At 61.4% G+C, this 20790-nt stretch carries 26 protein-coding genes; 14 read left to right on the top strand and 12 right to left on the bottom strand.

Translation table 11 applies throughout. The features are described 5' to 3' along the window. Positions 1-40: 40 nt before the first annotated feature. Genes flhB through ACSBQS_RS10900 form a run of 3 tightly spaced genes read left to right on the top strand, consistent with a single transcriptional unit; the run spans position 41 to position 3667 of the window. Entirely contained in the window at positions 41-1192 is a 1152-nt protein-coding gene (gene flhB / locus ACSBQS_RS10910) for a flagellar biosynthesis protein FlhB (RefSeq protein WP_033640021.1), read from the top strand. Then, complete coding sequence (flhA, locus tag ACSBQS_RS10905; RefSeq protein ID WP_033643531.1) at positions 1185-3263, top strand: flagellar biosynthesis protein FlhA; 2079 nt, start codon at positions 1185-1187, stop codon at positions 3261-3263. Before flhB ends, flhA begins: the two co-directional genes overlap by 8 nt. Next, positions 3263-3667 (top strand): flagellar protein FlhE, encoded by a 405-nt coding sequence (locus ACSBQS_RS10900; RefSeq protein WP_033643530.1) that lies wholly within the window; start codon positions 3263-3265, stop codon positions 3665-3667. The genes flhA and ACSBQS_RS10900 overlap by 1 nt, the downstream gene beginning before the upstream one ends. Before the next feature lie 2 nt (positions 3668-3669). Here the strand turns inward: ACSBQS_RS10900 and ACSBQS_RS10895 are convergent, their stop codons facing one another. From ACSBQS_RS10895 to flgA, 5 genes are all read right to left on the bottom strand, one after another. Next, complete coding sequence (locus ACSBQS_RS10895) at positions 3670-3972, bottom strand: helix-turn-helix domain-containing protein (RefSeq protein WP_015378258.1); 303 nt, start codon at positions 3970-3972, stop codon at positions 3670-3672. Further along, complete coding sequence (locus ACSBQS_RS10890; RefSeq protein WP_232092530.1) at positions 3965-4249, bottom strand: type II toxin-antitoxin system RelE/ParE family toxin; 285 nt, start codon at positions 4247-4249, stop codon at positions 3965-3967. Before ACSBQS_RS10890 ends, ACSBQS_RS10895 begins: the two co-directional genes overlap by 8 nt. Before the next feature lie 320 nt (positions 4250-4569). Then, a complete protein-coding gene (locus ACSBQS_RS10885; protein ID WP_033650863.1) occupies positions 4570-5004 on the bottom strand; it encodes a flagella synthesis protein FlgN in 435 nt (144 codons plus the stop codon). Positions 5005-5044: 40 nt separating this feature from the next. Further along, positions 5045-5356, bottom strand: a complete 312-nt coding sequence (gene flgM, locus ACSBQS_RS10880) for a flagellar biosynthesis anti-sigma factor FlgM (RefSeq protein WP_004934832.1) — start codon at positions 5354-5356, stop codon at positions 5045-5047. A gap of 129 nt (positions 5357-5485) precedes the next feature. Then, positions 5486-6139, bottom strand: coding sequence for a flagellar basal body P-ring formation chaperone FlgA (gene flgA / locus ACSBQS_RS10875; protein ID WP_033650864.1), 654 nt, complete (start codon positions 6137-6139; stop codon positions 5486-5488). Positions 6140-6299: 160 nt separating this feature from the next. On the opposite strand from flgA, the gene flgB reads away from it, so the two are divergent. The 11 genes from flgB (at position 6300) to flgL (ending at position 16375) form a co-directional block, all read left to right on the top strand. After that, the gene (gene flgB, locus ACSBQS_RS10870; protein WP_033643526.1) at positions 6300-6713 is read left to right on the top strand and encodes a flagellar basal body rod protein FlgB; all 414 of its coding nucleotides are present in this window, start codon (positions 6300-6302) and stop codon (positions 6711-6713) included. Positions 6714-6718: 5 nt separating this feature from the next. Beyond that, positions 6719-7123, top strand: a complete 405-nt coding sequence (flgC, locus tag ACSBQS_RS10865; protein WP_004934826.1) for a flagellar basal body rod protein FlgC — start codon at positions 6719-6721, stop codon at positions 7121-7123. Positions 7124-7135: 12 nt separating this feature from the next. Continuing rightward, positions 7136-7813 (top strand): flagellar hook assembly protein FlgD, encoded by a 678-nt coding sequence (gene flgD, locus ACSBQS_RS10860; RefSeq protein ID WP_046896594.1) that lies wholly within the window; start codon positions 7136-7138, stop codon positions 7811-7813. Positions 7814-7867: 54 nt separating this feature from the next. Then, the gene (flgE, locus tag ACSBQS_RS10855) at positions 7868-9091 is read left to right on the top strand and encodes a flagellar hook protein FlgE (RefSeq protein WP_033643522.1); all 1224 of its coding nucleotides are present in this window, start codon (positions 7868-7870) and stop codon (positions 9089-9091) included. A gap of 12 nt (positions 9092-9103) precedes the next feature. Beyond that, positions 9104-9859 (top strand): flagellar basal body rod protein FlgF, encoded by a 756-nt coding sequence (locus ACSBQS_RS10850; RefSeq protein WP_033643521.1) that lies wholly within the window; start codon positions 9104-9106, stop codon positions 9857-9859. Between the two features lie 18 nt (positions 9860-9877). Further along, complete coding sequence (flgG, locus tag ACSBQS_RS10845; RefSeq protein ID WP_004934819.1) at positions 9878-10660, top strand: flagellar basal-body rod protein FlgG; 783 nt, start codon at positions 9878-9880, stop codon at positions 10658-10660. An 83-nt stretch (positions 10661-10743) separates the two neighbouring features. After that, positions 10744-11445, top strand: coding sequence for a flagellar basal body L-ring protein FlgH (gene flgH, locus ACSBQS_RS10840; RefSeq protein ID WP_004934817.1), 702 nt, complete (start codon positions 10744-10746; stop codon positions 11443-11445). A gap of 10 nt (positions 11446-11455) precedes the next feature. After that, positions 11456-12556, top strand: coding sequence for a flagellar basal body P-ring protein FlgI (locus ACSBQS_RS10835; protein WP_004934816.1), 1101 nt, complete (start codon positions 11456-11458; stop codon positions 12554-12556). Further along, a complete protein-coding gene (gene flgJ / locus ACSBQS_RS10830) occupies positions 12556-13500 on the top strand; it encodes a flagellar assembly peptidoglycan hydrolase FlgJ (RefSeq protein ID WP_033643520.1) in 945 nt (314 codons plus the stop codon). The genes ACSBQS_RS10835 and flgJ overlap by 1 nt, the downstream gene beginning before the upstream one ends. A 206-nt stretch (positions 13501-13706) precedes the next feature. Continuing rightward, a complete protein-coding gene (gene flgK / locus ACSBQS_RS10825) occupies positions 13707-15356 on the top strand; it encodes a flagellar hook-associated protein FlgK (RefSeq protein ID WP_033643519.1) in 1650 nt (549 codons plus the stop codon). Positions 15357-15415: 59 nt separating this feature from the next. Further along, on the top strand, positions 15416-16375 hold the full coding sequence (flgL, locus tag ACSBQS_RS10820) for a flagellar hook-associated protein FlgL (protein ID WP_033643518.1): 960 nt from the start codon (positions 15416-15418) through the stop codon (positions 16373-16375). A 272-nt stretch (positions 16376-16647) separates the two neighbouring features. Here the strand turns inward: flgL and sra are convergent, their stop codons facing one another. From sra to fliM, 7 genes are all read right to left on the bottom strand, one after another. Continuing rightward, positions 16648-16782: a stationary-phase-induced ribosome-associated protein gene (gene sra / locus ACSBQS_RS10815; protein ID WP_197666059.1), complete on the bottom strand. Its 135-nt coding sequence runs from the start codon at positions 16780-16782 to the stop codon at positions 16648-16650. Positions 16783-17136: 354 nt separating this feature from the next. After that, positions 17137-17919 carry a flagellar biosynthetic protein FliR gene (gene fliR / locus ACSBQS_RS10810; RefSeq protein WP_033632754.1) on the bottom strand — a complete coding sequence of 261 codons (783 nt, stop codon included), beginning with the start codon at positions 17917-17919 and terminating at the stop codon, positions 17137-17139. A 2-nt stretch (positions 17920-17921) separates the two neighbouring features. Next, a complete protein-coding gene (gene fliQ / locus ACSBQS_RS10805) occupies positions 17922-18191 on the bottom strand; it encodes a flagellar biosynthesis protein FliQ (protein WP_004934803.1) in 270 nt (89 codons plus the stop codon). Between the two features lie 21 nt (positions 18192-18212). Continuing rightward, positions 18213-18974: a flagellar type III secretion system pore protein FliP gene (gene fliP / locus ACSBQS_RS10800; RefSeq protein WP_033632755.1), complete on the bottom strand. Its 762-nt coding sequence runs from the start codon at positions 18972-18974 to the stop codon at positions 18213-18215. After that, positions 18971-19375: a flagellar biosynthetic protein FliO gene (gene fliO / locus ACSBQS_RS10795; protein ID WP_197749510.1), complete on the bottom strand. Its 405-nt coding sequence runs from the start codon at positions 19373-19375 to the stop codon at positions 18971-18973. Before fliO ends, fliP begins: the two co-directional genes overlap by 4 nt. Then, positions 19375-19791 (bottom strand): flagellar motor switch protein FliN, encoded by a 417-nt coding sequence (gene fliN / locus ACSBQS_RS10790; RefSeq protein ID WP_004934799.1) that lies wholly within the window; start codon positions 19789-19791, stop codon positions 19375-19377. The genes fliO and fliN overlap by 1 nt, the downstream gene beginning before the upstream one ends. Next, positions 19784-20788, bottom strand: coding sequence for a flagellar motor switch protein FliM (gene fliM / locus ACSBQS_RS10785; RefSeq protein ID WP_004934798.1), 1005 nt, complete (start codon positions 20786-20788; stop codon positions 19784-19786). The genes fliN and fliM overlap by 8 nt, the downstream gene beginning before the upstream one ends. Positions 20789-20790: the final 2 nt, after the last annotated feature.

The following is a 20790-nucleotide window of genomic DNA, read 5'->3' as shown; positions in this document are numbered from 1 at the left end:
ACCGCCATTCTTTACCCTCCCGACACAGGAACGGCGTTTCGTGGCTGAAGACAGCGATCTGGAAAAAAGCGAGGCCCCCACGCCCCACAGGCTGGAGAAGGCGCGTGAAGACGGCCAGATCCCGCGCTCCCGCGAGCTGACCTCGGTACTGATGCTGCTCTCGGGCCTGGCGATCATCCTGATGTCCGGCAGCAACATGGCGCAACAGCTGGCGGCGATGCTCACGCAAGGGCTGAACTTTGACCACGGCATGGTCAGTAACGACAAGCAGATGCTTCGCCAACTGGGCATGTTGCTGCGTCAGGCGGTGCTGGCGCTGCTGCCGATCATGGCGGGGCTGGTGCTGGTAGCGCTCGCCGCGCCAATGCTGTTGGGGGGCATCTTGTTCAGCGGCAAGTCGATCAAGTTCGATATGAAGCGGCTAAACCCCCTGTCCGGGTTGAAACGCATCTTTTCCAGCCAGGTGTTGGCCGAGCTGCTGAAAGGGATCCTGAAAGCGACGTTGGTCGGCTGGGTCACCGGTCTTTATCTGTGGCACAACTGGGCGGCGATGCTGCATCTGATGACCCAGCAGCCGCTCGATGCGCTGGGCAATGCGCTGCAGATGATCCTGTTCTGCGGTTTTCTGGTGGTGCTGGGGCTGACGCCGATGGTGGCGTTCGACGTGTTCTATCAGCTGTGGAGCCACTTCAAAAAGCTGAAGATGACCAAGCAGGATATTCGCGACGAATTCAAAGACCAGGAAGGGGACCCGCACGTCAAGGGGCGCATTCGCCAGCAGCAGCGGGCGATCGCCCGGCGCCGCATGATGGCCGATGTGCCTAAGGCGGACGTGATCGTCACCAACCCGACGCACTACGCCGTCGCGTTGCAGTACAACGACAAGAAAATGAGTGCGCCGAAGGTGCTGGCCAAGGGGGCCGGCGAAATCGCCTTGCGCATTCGCGAGCTCGGCGCGGAGCACCGCATTCCGATGCTGGAGGCGCCGCCGCTGGCGCGCGCGCTGTATCGGCACAGCGAGATTGGACAACACATTCCGGCCACCCTGTATGCCGCGGTCGCCGAAGTGCTGGCCTGGGTGTACCAACTGCGCCGCTGGCGGCGCGAGGGCGGCCTGATCCCGAAAAAACCTGAACGTTTACCGGTGCCGGAAGCACTGGATTTTGCGAGAGAGAGTGACTCTGATGGCTAATTTGGCCTCCCTGCTTCGTTTGCCGGGCAATTTTAAAGATACGCAGTGGCAGGTGCTGGCCGGCCCGGTGCTGATCCTGCTGATTTTGTCGATGATGGTGTTGCCGCTGCCGGCGTTTATCCTCGACCTGCTGTTTACCTTCAACATCGCGCTGTCGATCATGGTGCTGCTGGTGGCGATGTTCACCCAGCGTACGCTCGAGTTCGCCGCTTTCCCGACCATCCTGCTGTTCTCCACATTGCTGCGTTTGTCGCTCAACGTCGCCTCGACGCGCATCATCTTGCTGGAAGGCCACACAGGTTCCGCCGCCGCCGGGCGAGTGGTGGAAGCCTTCGGCCACTTCCTGGTGGGCGGCAACTTCGCCATCGGCATCGTGGTGTTCATCATCCTGGTGCTGATCAACTTTATGGTAATTACCAAAGGTGCAGGGCGTATCGCCGAAGTGGGCGCGCGCTTCGTGCTGGACGGCATGCCGGGCAAACAAATGGCGATCGACGCCGATTTGAACGCCGGATTGATTGGTGAAGACGAAGCGAAGAAACGCCGCGCCGAAGTGACCCAGGAGGCCGATTTTTACGGCTCGATGGACGGCGCCAGTAAATTCGTGCGCGGCGACGCCATCGCCGGCCTGATGATCATGGTGCTGAACGTGGTCGGCGGCCTGCTGGTCGGCGTGGTGCAACACGGCATGGAACTGGGGGCGGCGGCGGAAAGCTATACGCTGCTGACCATCGGTGACGGCCTGGTGGCGCAGATCCCGGCATTGGTGATCTCCACCGCCGCCGGTGTCATCGTCACTCGCGTCGCGACCGATCAGGATGTCGGCGAGCAGATGGTGGGCCAGCTGTTCAACAATCCGCGCGTGATGCTGCTGAGTGCCGGGGTGCTGGGCCTGCTGGGCCTGGTGCCGGGCATGCCGAACCTGGTGTTCCTGCTGTTTACCGCGGCTCTGCTGGGCCTCGCCTGGTGGCTGCGCGGCCGTGAACAACAGGCGCCGAAAACGGTGGAAGATCCGGTGATGCCGGAGAATCCGCAGGCCGCCGAGGCCAGCTGGGCCGACGTGCAGTTGGAAGATCCGCTGGGGATGGAAGTGGGCTACCGGTTGATTCCGATGGTCGATTTTCAACAGAACGGCGAGCTGCTTGGGCGTATCCGCGGGATCCGCAAGAAATTCGCCCAGGACATGGGTTATCTGCCGCCGGTGGTGCACATTCGCGACAACCTGGAACTGCCGCCAGCCAGCTATCGCATCCTGATGAAAGGCGTCGAGATCGGCAGCGGTGAAGCGCAGCCGGGCCGCTGGCTGGCGATCAACCCCGGCAATGCCGTGGGCGAGCTGGCGGGAGACAAAACCGTCGATCCCGCCTTCGGACTGGAAGCGGTGTGGATAGACAGCGCCTTGCGCGAACAGGCGCAAATCCAGGGCTTTACCGTGGTGGAAGCCAGCACCGTGGTGGCGACGCACCTCAATCACCTGATTGGCCAGTTCGCCAGCGAGCTGTTCGGCCGCCAGGAGACCCAACAGCTGTTGGATCGCGTGTCGCAGGAGATGCCGAAGCTGACCGAAGACTTCGTGCCGGGCGTAGTGTCACTGACGACGCTGCACAAGGTGCTGCAAAATCTGCTCGCCGAGCGCGTGTCCATCCGCGATATGCGCACCATCGTCGAAACGCTGGCGGAACATGCCCCGGCGCAGAGCGATCCTTACGAATTGACCACCGTGGTGCGGGTGGCGCTGGGCCGGGCGATCACGCAGCAGTGGTTCCCGGGCAACGGCGAGATTCAGGTTATCGGCTTGGATACCCAGCTGGAGCGCCTGTTGCTGCAGGCGTTGCAGGGCGGAGGCGGTCTGGAACCGGGGCTGGCTGACCGTCTGCTGGAGCAGGCGCGTCAGGCGCTGCAACGGCAAGAGATGCTCAGCGCGCCGCCGGTGCTGTTGGTTAACCATGCGCTGCGTCCTTTACTGGCGCGCTTCCTGCGTCGCAGCCTGCCGCAGCTCGTGGTGCTGTCCAACCTGGAGATCAACGACGATCGCCAGATTCGCATGACCTCGACCATTGGAGCCGCCTGATGAAACGCTGTCTGTCCTTGTTGTGTTTGCTGGCGCCGCTAGCCGCCGGCGCGGTGTCCGGCTCCTGGGTGGCTGAAGGGGCGGGGGTCACGCTGGAACAGGGCGGGATGCGCGATGAATCCGCCGGTTTGCGGCCGCCGAACGCGCTGCCGGATGCCAATGCGCGCATCACCAGCGTCAGCTGGCGCTACCGTTTGCTGGGGCCGGAGCCCGTGGGGCTGCAGGCCCAGCTTTGCACGGTAAACCGCTGCATTCCGCTCGGCGGCGGCAGCGGCAGCAGCATCGGTCTGCAGGGCGAGCCGGCCAATGCGGAATTGCGTTTTGTCTATTACGTGCAGTCGCAAGGCGGGCTGAATCCGCCGCTGCGAGTGATTGGCAATCAGGTGATCGTCAATTATCAGTAAGATCAGGCCAGAATTTGCAGGCCGTTGCGTTCCACCAGCGTCAGCAGTTTCATCGCGGCGGAGTTCGGCTGTGCTTCGCCGCGCTCCCATTTCTGCACCGCCTTTTTGCTGACGTTGAGATACAGCGCAAACACCGGCTGACTGACGTTTTCCCGTTCGCGCAACGCGCGGATCTCGGCCGGCCCGAACTGCTTCACCGGCCGCAGGCACAGCATGTCGAAAGTGCGCATGGTCACGTCGTCGACGAAACCGGCGCGGTGCAGGCCCTGAACTTCCTGGTGGATCTCGGCAAGAATTTTACTCATCGCTTAGCCTCCGTAACTCCCTGTTGTTGACCAGCTGGTAGAGTCTGAATGGCGAATAATCCAGATACAGCGCAGCCAGATGTTTCAATCCCTGTAACTCATCCGTACTGATGTTTTCTCTCTCGCTTTTGGCAAAGCCGCGCATAAAAAACAGGCGGTCTTCATCGCGAAAAACGATCAGTACCCGATAGCCGCCACGTTTGCCTGCACCAGCCCGAGCGATGCGCTTTTTGTATACGCAACCGCCAAGATTGGCGTCGTACAGCTGATGTTGCATCTCTCGCGCCGCTTTCACTATCGTGGCATCACTGATGCGCTCGCGTGCGGCAAAACCCTAAAAGGTTTTGGTGAGATAAATGTCGGCCATTCGCTCTCCCTGCGAATCTATACCCGTCAAGGGTATATTTCAAGTGGTTTAAAAATAACCACAGGGTGACAAGCGGCCAAAGGGAAAGAAACAGCCAAATTCACGCCATGCGCAGCCTGGCGCAAAGTCTTAAGTGAATTCAAGGAGTGATAGGGAGAAAATGCGACGGGATGCACAGAAGCCGGTTAACGCATGCCCGGTGATAGGCTCACCGGGCGAAATGAGTCAGGTCAGACGCCGATTTTTCTGCCGAGCAGGCTGCCGGCGTGCGACTGGCCGTCCGGGCCATACAGCGATTTGTTGTTTTTGCTGAGGATGGCCAGCGCCTGAGCGTTATGGTCGATCTGCTGATTGAGCAGCAGGCCGTTGTGCTGGTTCTTTTCGCGCAGCGTTTGGCTGAGCAATTGAACGCGCTGCCAACGGTCGGCCAGGGGGGCGTGGCTGGCATAGGGCGCGCGTTGCCCGCAGGTTTTTTCCTGCCCCAGGCGCTGTTGCTCGAGGTAGGCGACCGTCGCCAGCAGTTGGCTTTTGGCATCGGTTACGCGCTGCAAGGCCACGCCCGGCAGCTGGCCGGAGCATAACAGATCGTGCTCTTCTTCCAGCACGCCATTGAGCGCCTGCAGCGTTTCCAACAGTTTGTCCAGCAGTTGTGCCAGCTTTTCCATAGTGATGACTTATCCTTTACCGCTACCCGCCGCCGCGTTGTCAGTCGCGTCCGGCGATCCATTGAACATCGCTCTGCGCGTCTTGCAGCAGTGCGTCGGCGATTTTGCCGGCGTCCATCTTCAGTTCACCGTTGCGGATCGCCTGCTTGATGGCCTCGACCCGGCCCATATCGATATCCTGGGTGCCCGGCTGCATCAGGCGCGCCTGCGCCTCGCTCAGTTTGACCTGCGTACCGCTGACGGCGGTTTCGGCCACGGCGGCCTTACGCGGCTGGAGCGGGTTGTCGGCCGGGGTTTCACGCGGTTGCACAGTGGAAACCGGCTGTAACCGCTGGGTGCGATCGATACTCATGGTCCATCTCCGTTTACGCCGTGACCGCACTCGGGCGACGACGCTGCAATGAAAGTGTTGCGGCCCTGATGGCCAATAAAATGCTGCTTGATTTGTCTTATCGGCAAGGTTTGCGGAACCTTTACTTTTTTATAACGTAATGCGAATCGCGCCGTCGTCCCCGACCACGCCGCTGACGATTTGCCCGGACGCCATGCGCACGCGCACGCTGTCTTCGGCCGCGGCGTTGTTCATCGCCTTGCCCGCGCCGCTAATGCTGAATCCTTCGCCCTGTGCATTGACCTGCACCGGTTGCCCGGCCTTGATAATCCAGGCCCGGCGCAGCATGGCGAGGGTCAGCGGCTGGCCGGGGCTGATGTTGCGCAGGCTGACGGCGCCTAATGCTTTGCCCGCTTCGGTCAGCGCGCGCGGCGGCAGGGTATCGAGCCGACCTTCTTTCAACGTCAGGTCCGCCGCCGTCAACCGGCTGCCGGCGGTGATGCCGCGCGCCGAAACGAGATAGCGGCCGAACACCTGCACCTGCGTCTGGATAAAACGCCGCTCTTGGCCACAGCGCGCCGAAATGCTGACGTTGCCGCCGATCCGCGCGTTGGGCGGCAGCGACAGCTGCGGCAGTTCGCAAGCGGGCCATTGGTTCGGCGGCGTGCGCACCCGCACTTTTACCTGCACCGGTTCGCCGCTGAACTTGCCTTGGATGAAGCTTTCGATTTGCGTCGCCAGATCGTCGGCACGCGCGTTCAGACTGCACAGCAGGCCGATAAGCAGCAGCATTTTACCTTTCATCGTCATCTTCTCAAGCTTCATCGGGATACGCGTAAGTGTACCCGCAGCGCGCGCAGGCTAAGCAGATAAATAGCGCCCCATTTTGCGTTTATTCCCGCGATAGGGTAGCGCGGGGGGCGTTTATGCTGTCGACTCCAAATTCTAACCTCGCGGAGGGAGCATGCTCGACAAACTGGACGCGGCTCTGCGCTTTGGCCAAGAGGCGCTGAACTTGCGCGCCCAGCGGCAGGAAATTCTGGCCGCCAACATCGCCAATGCAGACACACCGGGTTATCAGGCGCGGGATATCGATTTCGCCAGCCAATTGAACAAAGTGATGGAGCAGGGGCGCGTCAGCGGCAACGGCATGGCGCTCAACCTGACGGCGGCGCGCCATATCCCGGCGCAGACCCTGCAGCCGCCGCAGCTCGATCTGCTGTTCCGGGTGCCGGATCAGCCGTCGATGGACGGCAACACGGTGGACATGGATCGCGAACGCACCAACTTTGCCGATAACAGCCTGAAATATCAGACCGACCTGACGCTGCTCAACGGTCAGATCAAAGGGATGATGTCCGTACTGCAACAAGGATAAGGCGCATGTCTTTACTGAATATTTTTGATATCTCCGGCTCGGCGTTATCGGCGCAATCCCAGCGCATGAACGTCAGCGCCAGCAACATGGCCAACGCCGACAGTGTGACCGGCCCGGACGGCGAACCTTACCGCGCCAAGCAGGTGGTGTTCCAGGTCGCAGCGGCGCCGGGACAGCCGACCGGCGGCGTGCGCGTTGCCCAGGTGGTGGACGATCCGGCGCCCGAGCGTCTGGTGTATCAGCCGGGCAACCCGCTGGCGGACGCCAAGGGGTATGTGCGCATGCCGAACGTCGACGTAGTGGGGGAAATGGTCAACACCATCTCCGCTTCCCGCAGCTATCAGGCCAACGTCGAGGTGCTCAACACCACCAAGTCGATGATGATGAAAACCCTGACGCTGGGTCAGTAACCGGAGGTTCCCATGGCTATCGCCGCAACCACGAACGAGTCGTTGGACAATACCGTCATCGGTAACAACAGCAAAAATACCAACAGCCAGGATCTGCACAACAGCTTCCTGACGCTGCTGGTGGCGCAGTTGAAAAACCAGGACCCGACCAATCCGATGCAGAACAACGAACTGACCTCGCAGCTGGCGCAGATCAACACCGTTCAGGGCATCGAAAAACTCAACACCACGCTGGGGTCGATCTCCGGTCAGATCAACAGCAATCAGTCGCTGCAGGCCACCGCGCTGATCGGCCACGGCGTGATGGTGCCGGGCAGCAACATTCTGGTCGGCAGCAAGGACGGCAAAGTCAGCACCACGCCGTTCGGCGTGGAACTGGAGCGCGCCGCCGATCAGGTAACCGCCACCATCACCAACGCCAGCGGGCAGGTGGTGCGCACCATCGAAATCGGCGGTCTGACCGCCGGCGTGCATGCCTTCACCTGGGACGGTTCGCTGGATGACGGCTCCACCGCGCCCGACGGCGCCTACAAAGTGGCGATTAACGCCAAAGGCAACGGCGAGCAGTTGGTGGCGCGCAGCCTGCACTTCGGCCTGGTGAACGGCGTGATCCGCGACGGCAACGGCGCCAAGCTGGATCTCGGTCTGGCGGGCAACGCCACCCTGGAAGACGTGCGACAGATCTTATAACCCTAAGCATCAGGCTCAATCGGACGATAGCCTGACCACTATTCGGAGAATAACATGGCTTTTTCTCAGGCAGTCAGCGGCTTGAACGCGGCAGCAACCAACCTGGACGTGATCGGTAACAACATCGCCAACTCCGCGACGGCGGGCTTCAAATCCGGCAGCGTCTCCTTTGCCGACATGTTCGCCGGTTCACAGGTCGGTCTGGGCGTCAAAGTGTCCGGCATCACCCAGAACTTCAAGGGCGGCACCACCACCGGCACCAGCCGTTCATTGGATGTGGCCATCAACGGCAACGGCTTTTTCCGCATGCAGGATAAAGACGGCGGCATCTTCTATACCCGCAACGGCCAGTTCAAGCTGGACGAGAACCGCAATCTGACCAACATGCAGGGTCTGCAGCTGACCGGCTATCCGGCGGCCGGCTCCCCGCCGACCATTCAGCAGGGCGCCAACCCGGTGCCGCTGAGCATTCCTGAAGGCATGATGAACGCGAAAGCGTCCACTTCCGGCCAGATGGTCGCCAACCTGATGTCGACCCATAAGGTGCCGGAAAACAAGACCTTCGATCCGACCAAACAGGACAGCTACAACTATACCAATACCATCACCGCCTACGACTCGCTGGGTAACGCGCACAACATCAACGCTTACTTCGTGAAGACCGAAGACAATAAATGGCAGGTCTACACCCAGGACGGCAGCGCAGCGCCAGTGAACGCCGGCACCATGGAGTTCAGCACCAGCGGTACCCTGGTGAAAACCACCAGCACCAACGGCGCGCCGGGCGAGTTCAGCATGGTGATCCCGATGACCGCCAAAGACGGCGCGCCGGCGCAAAACTTCACCCTGAGCTTCGCCGGCAGCATGCAGCAGAACGTGAGCAGCGACTCGGTGAGCAAGGTATCGCAGGACGGTTATGCCGCCGGTGAATACACGGGCTATCAGATCAACAACGACGGCACCATCGTGGGCGTCTACTCCAACCAGCAAACCCAGCTGTTGGGCCAGATCGTCATGGCTAACTTCTCCAACCCGGAAGGGCTGGCGTCGCAGGGTGATAACGTTTGGCAGGAAACCGGCGCGTCCGGTCAGCCGCGCGTCGGTCTTGCGGGCGGCGGCGGCTTAGGCAAGCTGACCAGCGGCGCGCTGGAGTCTTCCAACGTCGATCTGAGCCAGGAGCTGGTGAACATGATCGTCGCACAGCGTAACTATCAGTCCAACGCCCAGACCATCAAGACGCAGGACTCCATTCTGCAGACGTTGGTTAGCCTGCGCTAATAGGGTCGAGTTATGGATCACGCGATTTATACCGCGATGGGCGCGGCTCGCCAAACGCTGGAGCAGCAGTCCATTACCGCCAACAACCTGGCCAACGCGTCGACGCCGGGCTTTCGCGCCCAGCTCGCCGCGCTGCGCGCGGTGCCGGTTGACGGGCCGAGCCTGGCGACGCGCACATTGGTGGCCGCGTCGACGCCGGGCGCCGACATGAGCCAGGGGGCGCTGAACTATACGGCGCGCCCGCTGGATGTGGCGCTGCAGCAGGACGGTTTCCTGGCGGTGAGCCTGCCGGGCGGCGGTGAAGCCTATACCCGCAACGGCAACATCCAGATCTCCTCCACCGGGCAGTTGACGGTGCAGGGGCTGCCGGTGATGGGCGACGGGGGGCCGATCGAGGTGCCGCCCTCGGCGGAGATCACCATCGCCGCCGACGGCACCATTTCGGCGCTGAACGCCGGCGATCCGCCGAACACCATCGCGCAGATCGGCCGCCTGAAGCTGGTGAAAGCCGACGCGCGCGAAGTGATGCGCGGTGACGACGGGCTGTTCCGCCTGACGCCGGAAACCCAACAGCTGCGCGGCAATCAGTTGCAAAACGATCCGCAGGTGCGGGTGATGCCCGGGGTGCTGGAAGGCAGCAACGTCAAGCCGATGGAGACCATGGTCGACATGATCGCCAACGCCCGCCGTTTTGAAATGCAAATGAAGGTCATCCACAGCGTGGATGAAAACGAACAGCGTGCCAACTCACTGCTCTCAGTGAGCTAAGCAGCAAGGAAATAACCGATGATTCCATCCTTATGGATTGCCAAAACCGGTCTGGACGCTCAGCAGACCAACATGGACGTGATCGCCAACAACCTGGCGAACGTCAGCACCAACGGCTTCAAACGCCAGCGTGCGGTATTTGAAGATCTGCTGTACCAGACCATGCGTCAGCCGGGGGCGCAGTCCTCCGAGCAGACCACGCTGCCTTCCGGTCTGCAGATCGGCACCGGCGTGCGTCCGGTGGCGACCGAGCGGCTGCACAGCCAGGGCAACCTGTCGCAGACCAATAACAGCAAAGACGTCGCCATCAAGGGGCAGGGGTTCTTCCAGGTGATGTTGCCGGACGGCACCCAGGCCTACACGCGCGACGGCTCGTTCCAGATCGATCAGAACGGCCAGCTGGTCACCTCCAGCGGTTTCCAGGTGCAGCCGGCGATCACCATTCCGGCGAACGCGCTGTCCATCACCGTCGGCCGCGACGGCATCGTCAGCGTCACCCAGCAGGGGCAAACCGCCGCCCAGCAGGTGGGTCAACTGACGCTGACGACCTTTGTCAACGACAGCGGTCTGGAGAGCGTGGGCGAGAACCTGTATCAGGAAACCGAAAGCTCGGGCGCGCCGAACGAGAGCACGCCGGGGCTCAACGGCGCCGGTCTGCTGTATCAGGGCTACGTGGAGACCTCCAACGTTAACGTGGCGGAAGAGCTGGTCAACATGATCCAGACTCAGCGCGCTTACGAGATCAACAGCAAAGCGGTATCGACTTCCGATCAGATGCTGCAAAAGCTGACGCAACTGTAATCTGTCATTGACGGGCCCGGCTTGCCGCGCCCGTCATTCTCTTTCGTGAAACAAAGGCGATACCCGTGGTAACCACATATTCGATGGCAATCCTGCCGCGGCAGGGACAACGCTGGCTGGCGGGAATGGTGATGCTGACGCTGAGCGGCTGCGCTTATATTCCGCATAAACCGCTGGTGGACGGTGCGACCACGGCGCAGCCCGCGCCGGCCAGCGCGCCGATGCCGAACGGCTCGATCTTCCAGACGGTGCAGCCGATGAACTACGGCTATCAGCCGCTGTTCGAAGACCGCCGGCCGCGCAACGTCGGCGACACCCTGACCATCGTGCTGCAGGAAAACGTCAGCGCCAGCAAGAGCTCCTCCGCCAATGCCAGCCGCAACGGCGCCAGCAAGTTCGGCGTCGCCACCTCGCCGCGTTACCTTGACGGCCTGTTGGGCAATGCGCGCGCCGATATGGACATTTCCGGCGACAGCACCTTCGGCGGCAAGGGCGGCGCCAACGCCAACAACACCTTCAACGGCACCATTACGGTGACGGTCAACCAGGTGCTGGCCAACGGCAACCTGCACGTGGTGGGGGAAAAGCAGATCGCCATCAACCAGGGCACCGAATTCATTCGTTTCTCCGGCGTCGTCAACCCGCGCACCATCAGCGGCAACAACTCGGTCACCTCGACGCAGGTGGCGGACGCGCGGATCGAATACGTCGGCAATGGCTATATCAACGAAGCGCAGACCATGGGCTGGCTGCAGCGCTTCTTCTTAAATGTTTCACCGTTCTAAGGATTGACTGATGCTGAAAAAATGGTTTATCGCGCTGTGCGTCGGGCTGGTGTGCTTGCCGGCGGCGGCGGAGCGCATCCGCGATCTGGTGACGGTGCAGGGCGTGCGAGACAACGCCCTGATCGGCTACGGCCTGGTGGTGGGGCTGGACGGCTCCGGCGACCAGACCATGCAGACGCCGTTCACCACCCAAAGCCTGAGCAATATGCTGTCGCAGCTGGGCATCACCGTGCCGCCGGGCACCAACATGCAGCTGAAAAACGTGGCGGCGGTGATGGTGACCGCCAAACTGCCACCGTTCTCGCGCGCCGGGCAGAACATCGACGTGGTGGTCTCATCAATGGGCAACGCCAAGAGCCTGCGCGGCGGCACCCTGCTGATGACGCCGCTGAAAGGCGTGGATAACCAGGTCTATGCGCTGGCGCAGGGCAACGTGCTGGTCGGCGGCGCGGGCGCGGCGGCCGGCGGCAGCAGCGTGCAGGTCAACCAGCTGGCGGGCGGGCGCATCAGCAACGGCGCCACCATCGAGCGCGAGCTGCCGACCACCTTCGGCAGCGGCGGCGTACTCAACCTGCAGCTGAACGACGAAGACTTCACGCTGGCGCAGCAGATCAGCGACGCCATCAACCGCCAACGCGGCGGCGGCACCGCGACGCCGCTCGACGCCCGCACGATCCAGGTGCTGGTGCCGCAGGGCAACAGCTCTCAGGTGCGCTTCCTGGCGGAGATTCAAAACATCACCGTCAACGTCGGCGCGATGGACGCCAAAGTGATCATCAACTCGCGCACCGGGTCGGTGGTGATGAACCGCGATGTGATCCTCGATTCCTGCGCCGTCGCCCAGGGCAACCTGTCGGTGGTGGTCGATCGGCAGAACACCGTCAGCCAACCGACGACGCCGTTCGGCGGCGGCCAAACGGTGGTGACGCCAAACACCCAGATTTCGGTGCAACAGCAGGGCGGGTCGCTGCAGAAGGTGAACGCCAGCGCCAACCTGAACAACGTCATTCGCGCGCTGAACGCGCTGGGCGCCACGCCGATCGATCTGATGTCGATCCTGCAGGCGATGCAGAGCGCCGGCTGCCTGCGCGCCAAGCTGGAAATCATCTGATGGCGGGCGATCTGATGGCGATGTCGGGCGCGGCCTATGACGCCCAGGCGCTGAACGGCCTGAAGCGCGACGCGGCGGCCGACCCGCAGGGCAACCTCAAGCAGGTGGCCCAGCAGGTGGAAGGCATGTTCGTGCAGATGATGCTGAAAAGCATGCGTTCCGCTTTGCCGCAGGACGGGGTGTTGAGCAGCGATCAAACGCGGCTCTATACCTCGATGTACGATCAGCAAATCGCCCAGCAGATGTCGCAAAAAGGGCTGGGGCTGGCCGACATGATGGTCAAGCAGATGAGCAACGCCAACGCGGTGCCGAGCGAAACTGCGGGCATGTCGCCGATGGCGCTGGACAACGAGGTGCTGCAAACGCTGCCGAACCAGGCGCTGGAGCAGATGGTGCGCCGGGCGATGCCGAAAGCCCCGCCGGCCGCCGCGCCGCTGTCGCTCAACAACGGCAACTTCGTCGCTCGTCTGTCGATACCGGCGAAGGTCGCCAGCCAGCAGAGCGGCATTCCGCATCAGCTGATCGTCGCGCAGGCGGCGCTGGAATCCGGCTGGGGGCAGCGCGAGATCCCAACCTCAGACGGCACGCCGAGCTACAACCTGTTCGGCATCAAGGCCGGCGGCAGCTGGAGCGGGCCGGTGACGGAGATCACCACCACCGAGTTCGAACAGGGCGCGGCGAAGAAGGTGAAGGCGAAGTTCCGCGTTTACGGGTCGTACGTCGAAGCGATCGCCGATTACGTCAAACTGCTGACCAACAACCCGCGCTACGCCGACGTGGCCGCCGCGCGCAGCCCGGAGCAGGCGGCGCATGCGCTGCAGCGCGCCGGGTACGCCACCGATCCCCAGTACGCCAGCAAGTTGGTCAGCGTGATTCAGCAGATGAAGAGCGCGGGGGAACAGGCGGTGAAAGCTTACACCCACGATCTGAAAGATTTGTTCTAAATCCCCGTCATTCTTGACGCCGCTGCGGCGCCAATTATTTAGGGGGTAGGCGGCAATGGAGGCTCGCTGGATGCTGACCGCATTGCCGCTTTTTTTCCTCAAGTTCTTCTCATTTTTGCCGATAACCGAAACAGGCTGAGCGAACAGGCTCAGCAGCTCAATTAAGAACCCTGTGGGCCACCGGCGCCGCAGCATAAGGAATTCCGATGTCCAATAGCTTAATCAATACCGCGATGAGCGGGCTGAATGCGGCTCAGGTGGCGCTCAGTACCGTCAGCAACAACATCTCCAACTACAACGTGGCGGGCTACAACCGTCAGACCGCGATCCTGGCGCAGAACGGCGGCATGGCCACCATGAGCGGCTTTATCGGCAACGGCGTGACCGTCACCAGCGTTAACCGCGAGTACAACCAGTTCATCACCAACCAGCTGCGCGGCGCGCAAAGCGCGTTCGGGGCGCAAAACGCCTATTACGAGAAGATTTCGCAGATCGACAACCTGTTGGCGAGCAAGACCAACCCGCTGTCGACCAACATGCAGGATTTCTTTACCAACCTGCAGAACCTGGTGAGCAACGCCGGTGACGACGCCGCGCGCCAGACGGTGCTGGGCAAGGCCAACGGCCTGGTGAACCAGTTCAACAACACCGACAAATTCCTGCGCGACATGGACAACGGCGTCAATCAGCAGATCAGCGATACGGCGCAGCAGATCAACAGCTACGGCCAACAGATCGCCAAGCTGAACGACGAGATCACCCGTTTGCGCGGCAGCGCCGGCGGCGAACCGAATGCGTTGCTGGATCAGCGCGATCAGCTGGTCACCGAATTGAACCAGCTGGTGGGCGTACAGGTCACGCAACAGGACGGCGACGCCTATACCGTTTCCTTCGCCAACGGTTTGACCCTGGTGCAGGGCAGCAATACGTATCAAGTGGAAGCCGTGCCTTCCAGCAGCGATCCCTCCCGTCTGACCATCGGCTATAACCGCGGCAACGGCGCCAGCGAAGTGCCGGAAGGCCAGATCACCAGCGGCACGCTGAGCGGCGTGCTGAAATTCCGCAGCGAAACGCTGGACGGCGTGCGCAATCAGCTGGGCCAGTTGGCGCTGGCGATGGCGGACAGCTTTAACCAACAGCATCGCGCCGGCTTCGATCTGAACGGTGACGCGGGCGGCGACTTCTTCAGCTTCAGCGGCGGCCGGGTGGTGGATAACACCCGCAACACCGGCGACGCGTCGCTGTCGGTCTCTTACACCGATACCGGCAAGGTGAAGGCCAACGATTATCGCGTCGAGTTCGACGGCAGCAACTGGCAGGTCAGCCGCCTGCCGGACAACGTGAAAGTCAACGCGACGCCGGGCACCAGCGCCGACGGTAAACCGACGCTGAACTTCGACGGGTTGGAAGTGAGCATCGACGGCAATGCGCAGGCCAAAGACAGCTTCACCGTGAAACCGGTCAGCGACGTGGCGGGCAACCTGAAAGTGGCCATCACCGATTCGTCCAAGATTGCCGCCGCCGGTAAAGACGACAGCGGCCGCGGCGATAACGAGAACGCCAAGAAACTGCTGGATCTGCAAACCAAAAACCTGGTGGACGGCAAAGCGACCCTGAGCGGCGCTTACGCCGGCATCGTCAGCGGCGTCGGCAATCAGACCGCCGCCGCCAAGGCCATCGCCACGTCGCAGGCCAAAATCGTCACCCAGCTGGGCGCGCAACAGCAGTCGATGTCCGGCGTCAACCTTGACGAAGAGTACGGTGAACTGCTGCGTTTCCAGCAGTACTACATGGCCAACGCGCAGGTGATTCAGACCGCCAGCTCGCTGTTCGACGCGCTGCTGAACATTCGTTGATTTCATTGTTAATCGGCGCCGATAACGGCGCCGGTCGCTCAGAGTAAGGAACCCACAGCATGCGCATGAGTACCGGCATGATGTACCAACAAAACATGAACGGCATCACGGGCAACCAGTCGCTATTCATGAAGGCCGCCGAGCAGCTTTCCTCCGGCAAGCGAGTGATCAACCCGTCCGACGATCCGTTGGCGGCGTCGCGCGCGGTGATGCTGTCGCAGTCGCAGGCGGAAAACAGTCAATACACGCTGGCGCGCACCTTCGCCCGTCAGAACGTGTCGATGGAAGAAACGGTATTGGCCGGCGCGACCTCCACCATCGCGGACATGAAGGCGTTGATCGTCAACGCCGGCGGCACCGAAAGCGATAACGATCGCCAGTCGCTCGCCACCCAGCTGCAGGGGTTGAAAGATCAGCTGCTGAACCAGGCCAACAGCACCGACGGCAACGGCCGCTATATGTTCGGCGGGTATGTGAACGACAAGGCGCCGTTCGTCGACAACGGCGGCACCGTCAGTTACCAGGGCGGCGACAAGACGGTTGAGCAGAAAGTGGACGCCAACCGCACCATGACCATCGGCCATACCGGCAACGCGGTGTTCATGTCGTTGACCAGCAACCCGAAGCCCGAGCCGGACGGCAGCGCGCCGGTCAGCAACGTATTCGAGAGCATTGATATTGCGCTGAACGCGCTGAAAACCCCGCTGCAGGGCGCCGACGAGGCCACCAAGCAGCAGGTGAACGATGCGCTGGCGAAAGCCAACCGCGGTCTGGACAACTCCTACAACAACGTGCTGAGCGTGCGTGCCGAGCTGGGCAGCCAGCTGCAGGAGATGGATCAGTTGGACAGCATCGGTAAAGAGCGTGACATGACCAATCAGATCCAGATGAGCGCGCTGACGGATGCCGACCTGGCCGAGTCTATCTCGTCCTACTTCATGCAGCAGGCGGCGCTGCAGGCGTCGTACAAAACCTTCAGCGATATGCAGGGCATGTCGTTGTTCCAGATGAATCGTTAAGAGCAATACCCCGTTGCCTGACCGCGACGGGTTTCCCTTTAGTGCGCTTAGAAAACGCCTTCTCCGCCCCGCGGGGAGGGAGGCTTCTTGAAACCGGGCGCACTCGTTTGGCGCGTCGCTCGTTCTCCCACTACTGACTGAGTGACGCGCCTTTTTTTCATCAGGGAAGAAATAATACGATTGTCACCCCTGTTTAATGCGCAATGGCATTATTGAAATCAGCGGTGGAGAAATCACGATGGATATTATTTCCCTGACGATAAATATCGGTGCTATTTCTTTTTCTTCACCACTTTCCATTTTTCACCGGCGGCCGTTTCGCTGATGGCAACTTTAAATCTGTTGCTTTTCCAGTGGGCCATACCGAATAACCGGCGTGCTTTGCGGTTGCTTTTCGCTTTAATCATGATCTCGCTCCTGTAGTTAGCAAAGGTCGATGCTGCGCCCTGCAGCCGGCAGGCTGCCGGACGCATTTATTCAGGGTGTAAGTTATCTGCCGCGCATTTAACTCTGCGCGGCTGCGTTATTTTATTTTTCTCTAACCAATAAGTTTATATTATCGCCGCAGGTGACTGACGGGGTGCGGGCGATATTTTTCTACCGGGTCTATTTTAGGTCGGGGTTTTATTTATTCAAGCCGCCGGAGACATTTGAACCTTAATCCGGATAAAAGACGTTTCTCAGGCTTTTGTCCCAAGAAAGCGTTTTTATTGCCATTTTGTCTCAGGCGGAAGAGGGGGAAAGGAAGGGGCCGCAGGGGCTCAGAAGGTCATGCCGCCGATCACCGCCGCCAGTCGATCGAAGATTTCACCGAACAGGTGCTCACAGAACGGCGCCAACATCGGCATCATCATGCCCAGCGTCATGATGCCGAAGGTCATGGTGACCGGGAAACCGATCACGAAGACCGACAGCTGCGGCGTCATGCGGTTGAGCAGGCCGAGCGCCATGTTGAGCGTCAACAGCAGGCAGATCAGCGGCAATGCCAGCATCATGCCGTTGATGAAGATCAGCGAGCCGACCTGAGTCAACACCAGGAAGCCGTTGCCGTTCAGCGGCTGCGTTTGGATCGGCAGGGTATGGAAGCTGTCCGCCAGCAGCGAAATCAGCCACAGATGGCCGTCAAAGCTGAGGAACAACAACATCGCCAGCAGGTTGAGCAGGCGCGCCAGCACCGGCATGTTCGGGCCGCCGCTGGGATCGAAGAAAGTGGCGAACGACAGTCCCATCTGCATGCCGATCACTTCCCCCGCCAGGCGCACCGCCGCGAAGGCGAACTGCATGGTCAACCCCAGCGCCACGCCGATCAGAATCTGCTGAATCGCCAGCCACAGGCCGGCGGCGGAGAAGATGGGAATATTGCTGGCGGGCAGCGTCGGCGCAATCAGGATGACGATCAGCCCGCCAAGGCCGATTTTGACCTTTTTGCTGATTTGCTTTTCGCTGAATATCGGCGCGGTGCTTATCAGCGCCAGAATGCGCAGCAGCGGCCAAAAGTAGTGGCTGAGCCAGACGGTGAGCTGGGCGCTGTCGAAGGTGAGCACGGTCAGCCGATCAGGGTAGGCAGGTTGCTGAACAGGGTGCGCATGTAGTCCAGCAACAGATTCAACATCCAGGGACCGGCGATGATGATGGTGGCCACCACCGCCAGAATTTTAGGGATGAACGATAGCGTCATTTCGTTGATCTGGGTGGCGGCCTGCAGCAGGCTGACGACCAGGCCGCTGATCAGCGCCGCCAGCAGCAGCGGGGCGGCCAGCGCCAGCGCGACTTTCATCGCCTCGGTGCCGAGCGCCATAACCGATTCAGGTGTCATCTCGCTTTCTCCGGTCAGGGGTTACGAATAGAAGCTCTGCGCCAGCGAGCCGAGCAGCAGCTGCCAGCCATCGACCAGCACGAACAGCATCAGCTTGAACGGCAGCGAGATGGTGGCGGGCGGCACCATCATCATCCCCAGCGCCATCAGCACGCTGGCGACCACCAGGTCGATGATCAGGAACGGAATGAACACCGTAAAGCCGATCTGGAAGGCGGTTTTCAGTTCGCTGGTGACGTAGGCGGGCAGCAGGATGCGCATCGGCACCGCTTCCGGGCCGGCCAGCGGCGGCTGATTGGCCAGCCTGGCGTACAGCGCGAGATCGGTTTCGCGCGTTTGCCGCAGCATGAATTCGCGCAGCGGCTGCGCGCCTTTATCCAGCGCGACTTCCAGCCCGATTTTGTCCTGGCTGAACGGCAGATAGGCATCCTGATAAACCTTGTCGAACACCGGCGACATGATGAAGAAGGTCAGGAACAGCGCCAGCCCCAGCATCACCTGGTTCGGCGGCGCCGACGGCGTGCCCAGCGCGTTGCGCAGCAGGCCGAGCACGATGATGATGCGGGTGAAGCTGGTCATCATCAGCAGCATGGCCGGCAGGAAGGTCAGCGAGGTCAACAGCACCAGCGTCTGCACCGGCAGCGACCAGCTCTGGCCGCCGTTGGCCAGCGGCTGGCTGATCAGCCCCGGCAGTTGCGCGAAAGCCGCCGGGCTGATGAACAGCAGGGCGGCAGGGAGCCAAACCGCCGGGCGGCGGACGAGGGTATGAAGAGTCGAGGTCATGCCGATTTTTCCGGGCGTTTCAGAACTTTTTGCATCAGTTGGCGGAAGTCCGCCGGTGTCGCCGCGTCGGCCTCGCTTGCGTCTTTCGGCGGAGCGGGCAGGGTGTGCAGCGGGGTGATCTGCTGGGCGGTGACGCCCAATACCAACAAGGTGTCATCGACTTCCACCACCACCACGCGCTCGCGCTGCCCGACCTGGCAACTGGCGCGCAGGTTAAGCAGTTTGTTGTTGCGCGCCTGCGGGGCGAAACCCAGCCGACGGAACAGCCAACCGGCCAGCAGGATCAGCAGCAGAATGCCGCCGAGCACGCTGCTGACCTGCATCAACACCGAACCGGCCGGCAGGGCCGGCGCGGCGGGCGGTTGGGTGCTTTGGACGGTAACGGGCGCCGCGGCGGTCATCAGCGGCTCAGTCGACGCATGCGTTCGGATGGGGTGATGATGTCGGTGATGCGCACGCCGAACTTGTCGGCCACCACCACCACTTCACCTTGCGCGATCAGGTAACCGTTGATCAGGATATCCAGCGGTTCGCCGGCCAGGCCGTCCAGCGCCACCACCGAGCCTTGCGACAGGCGCAGCAGCTCTTTGATGGTCATCTTGGTGCGCCCCAGTTCCACGGTCAGCTTGACCGGAATATCCAGGATCAGGTCGATATCCTGCAGGCTGCCGAGCGCATCCTGAGCTTCCAGCGACTTGAACACCCCTTCGGTGCTCGCGCCGGATTTCTCTGAAGACTGCTGCTCGTTAAACGCATCAGCCCACAGATCGTCTACGGATTCCTTTCCTTCGCCAGACGGTTGCTTAGGATCACTCATTGGGCTGTTCCTCACTCAGAGCATTCAAAATAGGGTTAATCAAATGTTCAACACGCAGGGCGTATTGCCCGTTTAACGTGCCGTATTGGCTGGTCAGAACCGGTACGCCGTCCACATGGGCGATCAGGCGTTCCGGCTTGTCTATCGGTAATACATCGCCCGGTTGCAGCTTCAGGACTTTCGACAGCCGCATCGGGATATCGACGAAGTTGGCGATCAGCTCCAGTTCGGAGTGCTGCACCTGCTTCACCAGCGTTTCGCGCCAGTGGCTGTCTTCCTGCCGCGAATTTTCCAGCGGCGGGTTGGTCAACAGTTCGCGCAGCGGTTCGATCATCGCGAATGGAATGCAGATGTTGAACTCGCCGGTCAGCGCGCCGATCTCCACCTGGAACGGCGTGGTGACCACGATGTCGTTCGGCGAGGTGGTGATGTTGGTGAACTTCACCTGCATTTCGGCGCGCACGTACTCCACGTCGATCTTGTAGATGGCGCTCCAGGCGTCGCCGTAGGCGTCCAGCGCCAGGCGCAGCATGCGCTTGATCACCCGCTGTTCGGTCGGGGTGAACTCGCGGCCTTCGACCTTGGTCGGGAAGCGGCCGTCGCCGCCGAACAGGTTATCGACGGCGATGAACACCAGGCTCGGCGCGAACACGAACAGGGCAGTGCCGCGCAGCGGATTCAGGTGCACCAGGTTCAGGTTGGTCGGCACCGGCAGGTTGCGGGCAAACTCGTGATACGGCTGGATTTTGATCGGGCCGACGGTAATGTCCGGGCTGCGGCGCAGCAGGTTGAACAACCCCATGCGGAACTGCCGGGCAAAACGTTCGTTGATGATTTCCAGCGCGTGCAGTCGCTCGCGTACCACGCGGCGCTGGGTGTTCGGATCGTAAGGCTTGACCTCGCTCTCTTTGCCGACCACCGCTTCGGGTTCATCACCCGCGCTGTCGCCGTTGAGCAAGGCGTCGATCTCTGCCTGTGAAAGAATGCTATCGCCCATAG

It is taken from the genome of Serratia sp. H402Y, from assembly GCF_051172415.1.
Classification (GTDB): Bacteria; Pseudomonadota; Gammaproteobacteria; order Enterobacterales; family Enterobacteriaceae; genus Serratia; species Serratia ureilytica.
Note: the sequence above shows the minus strand (reverse complement) of the source record. Positions and strands in the feature narration are given on the sequence as shown.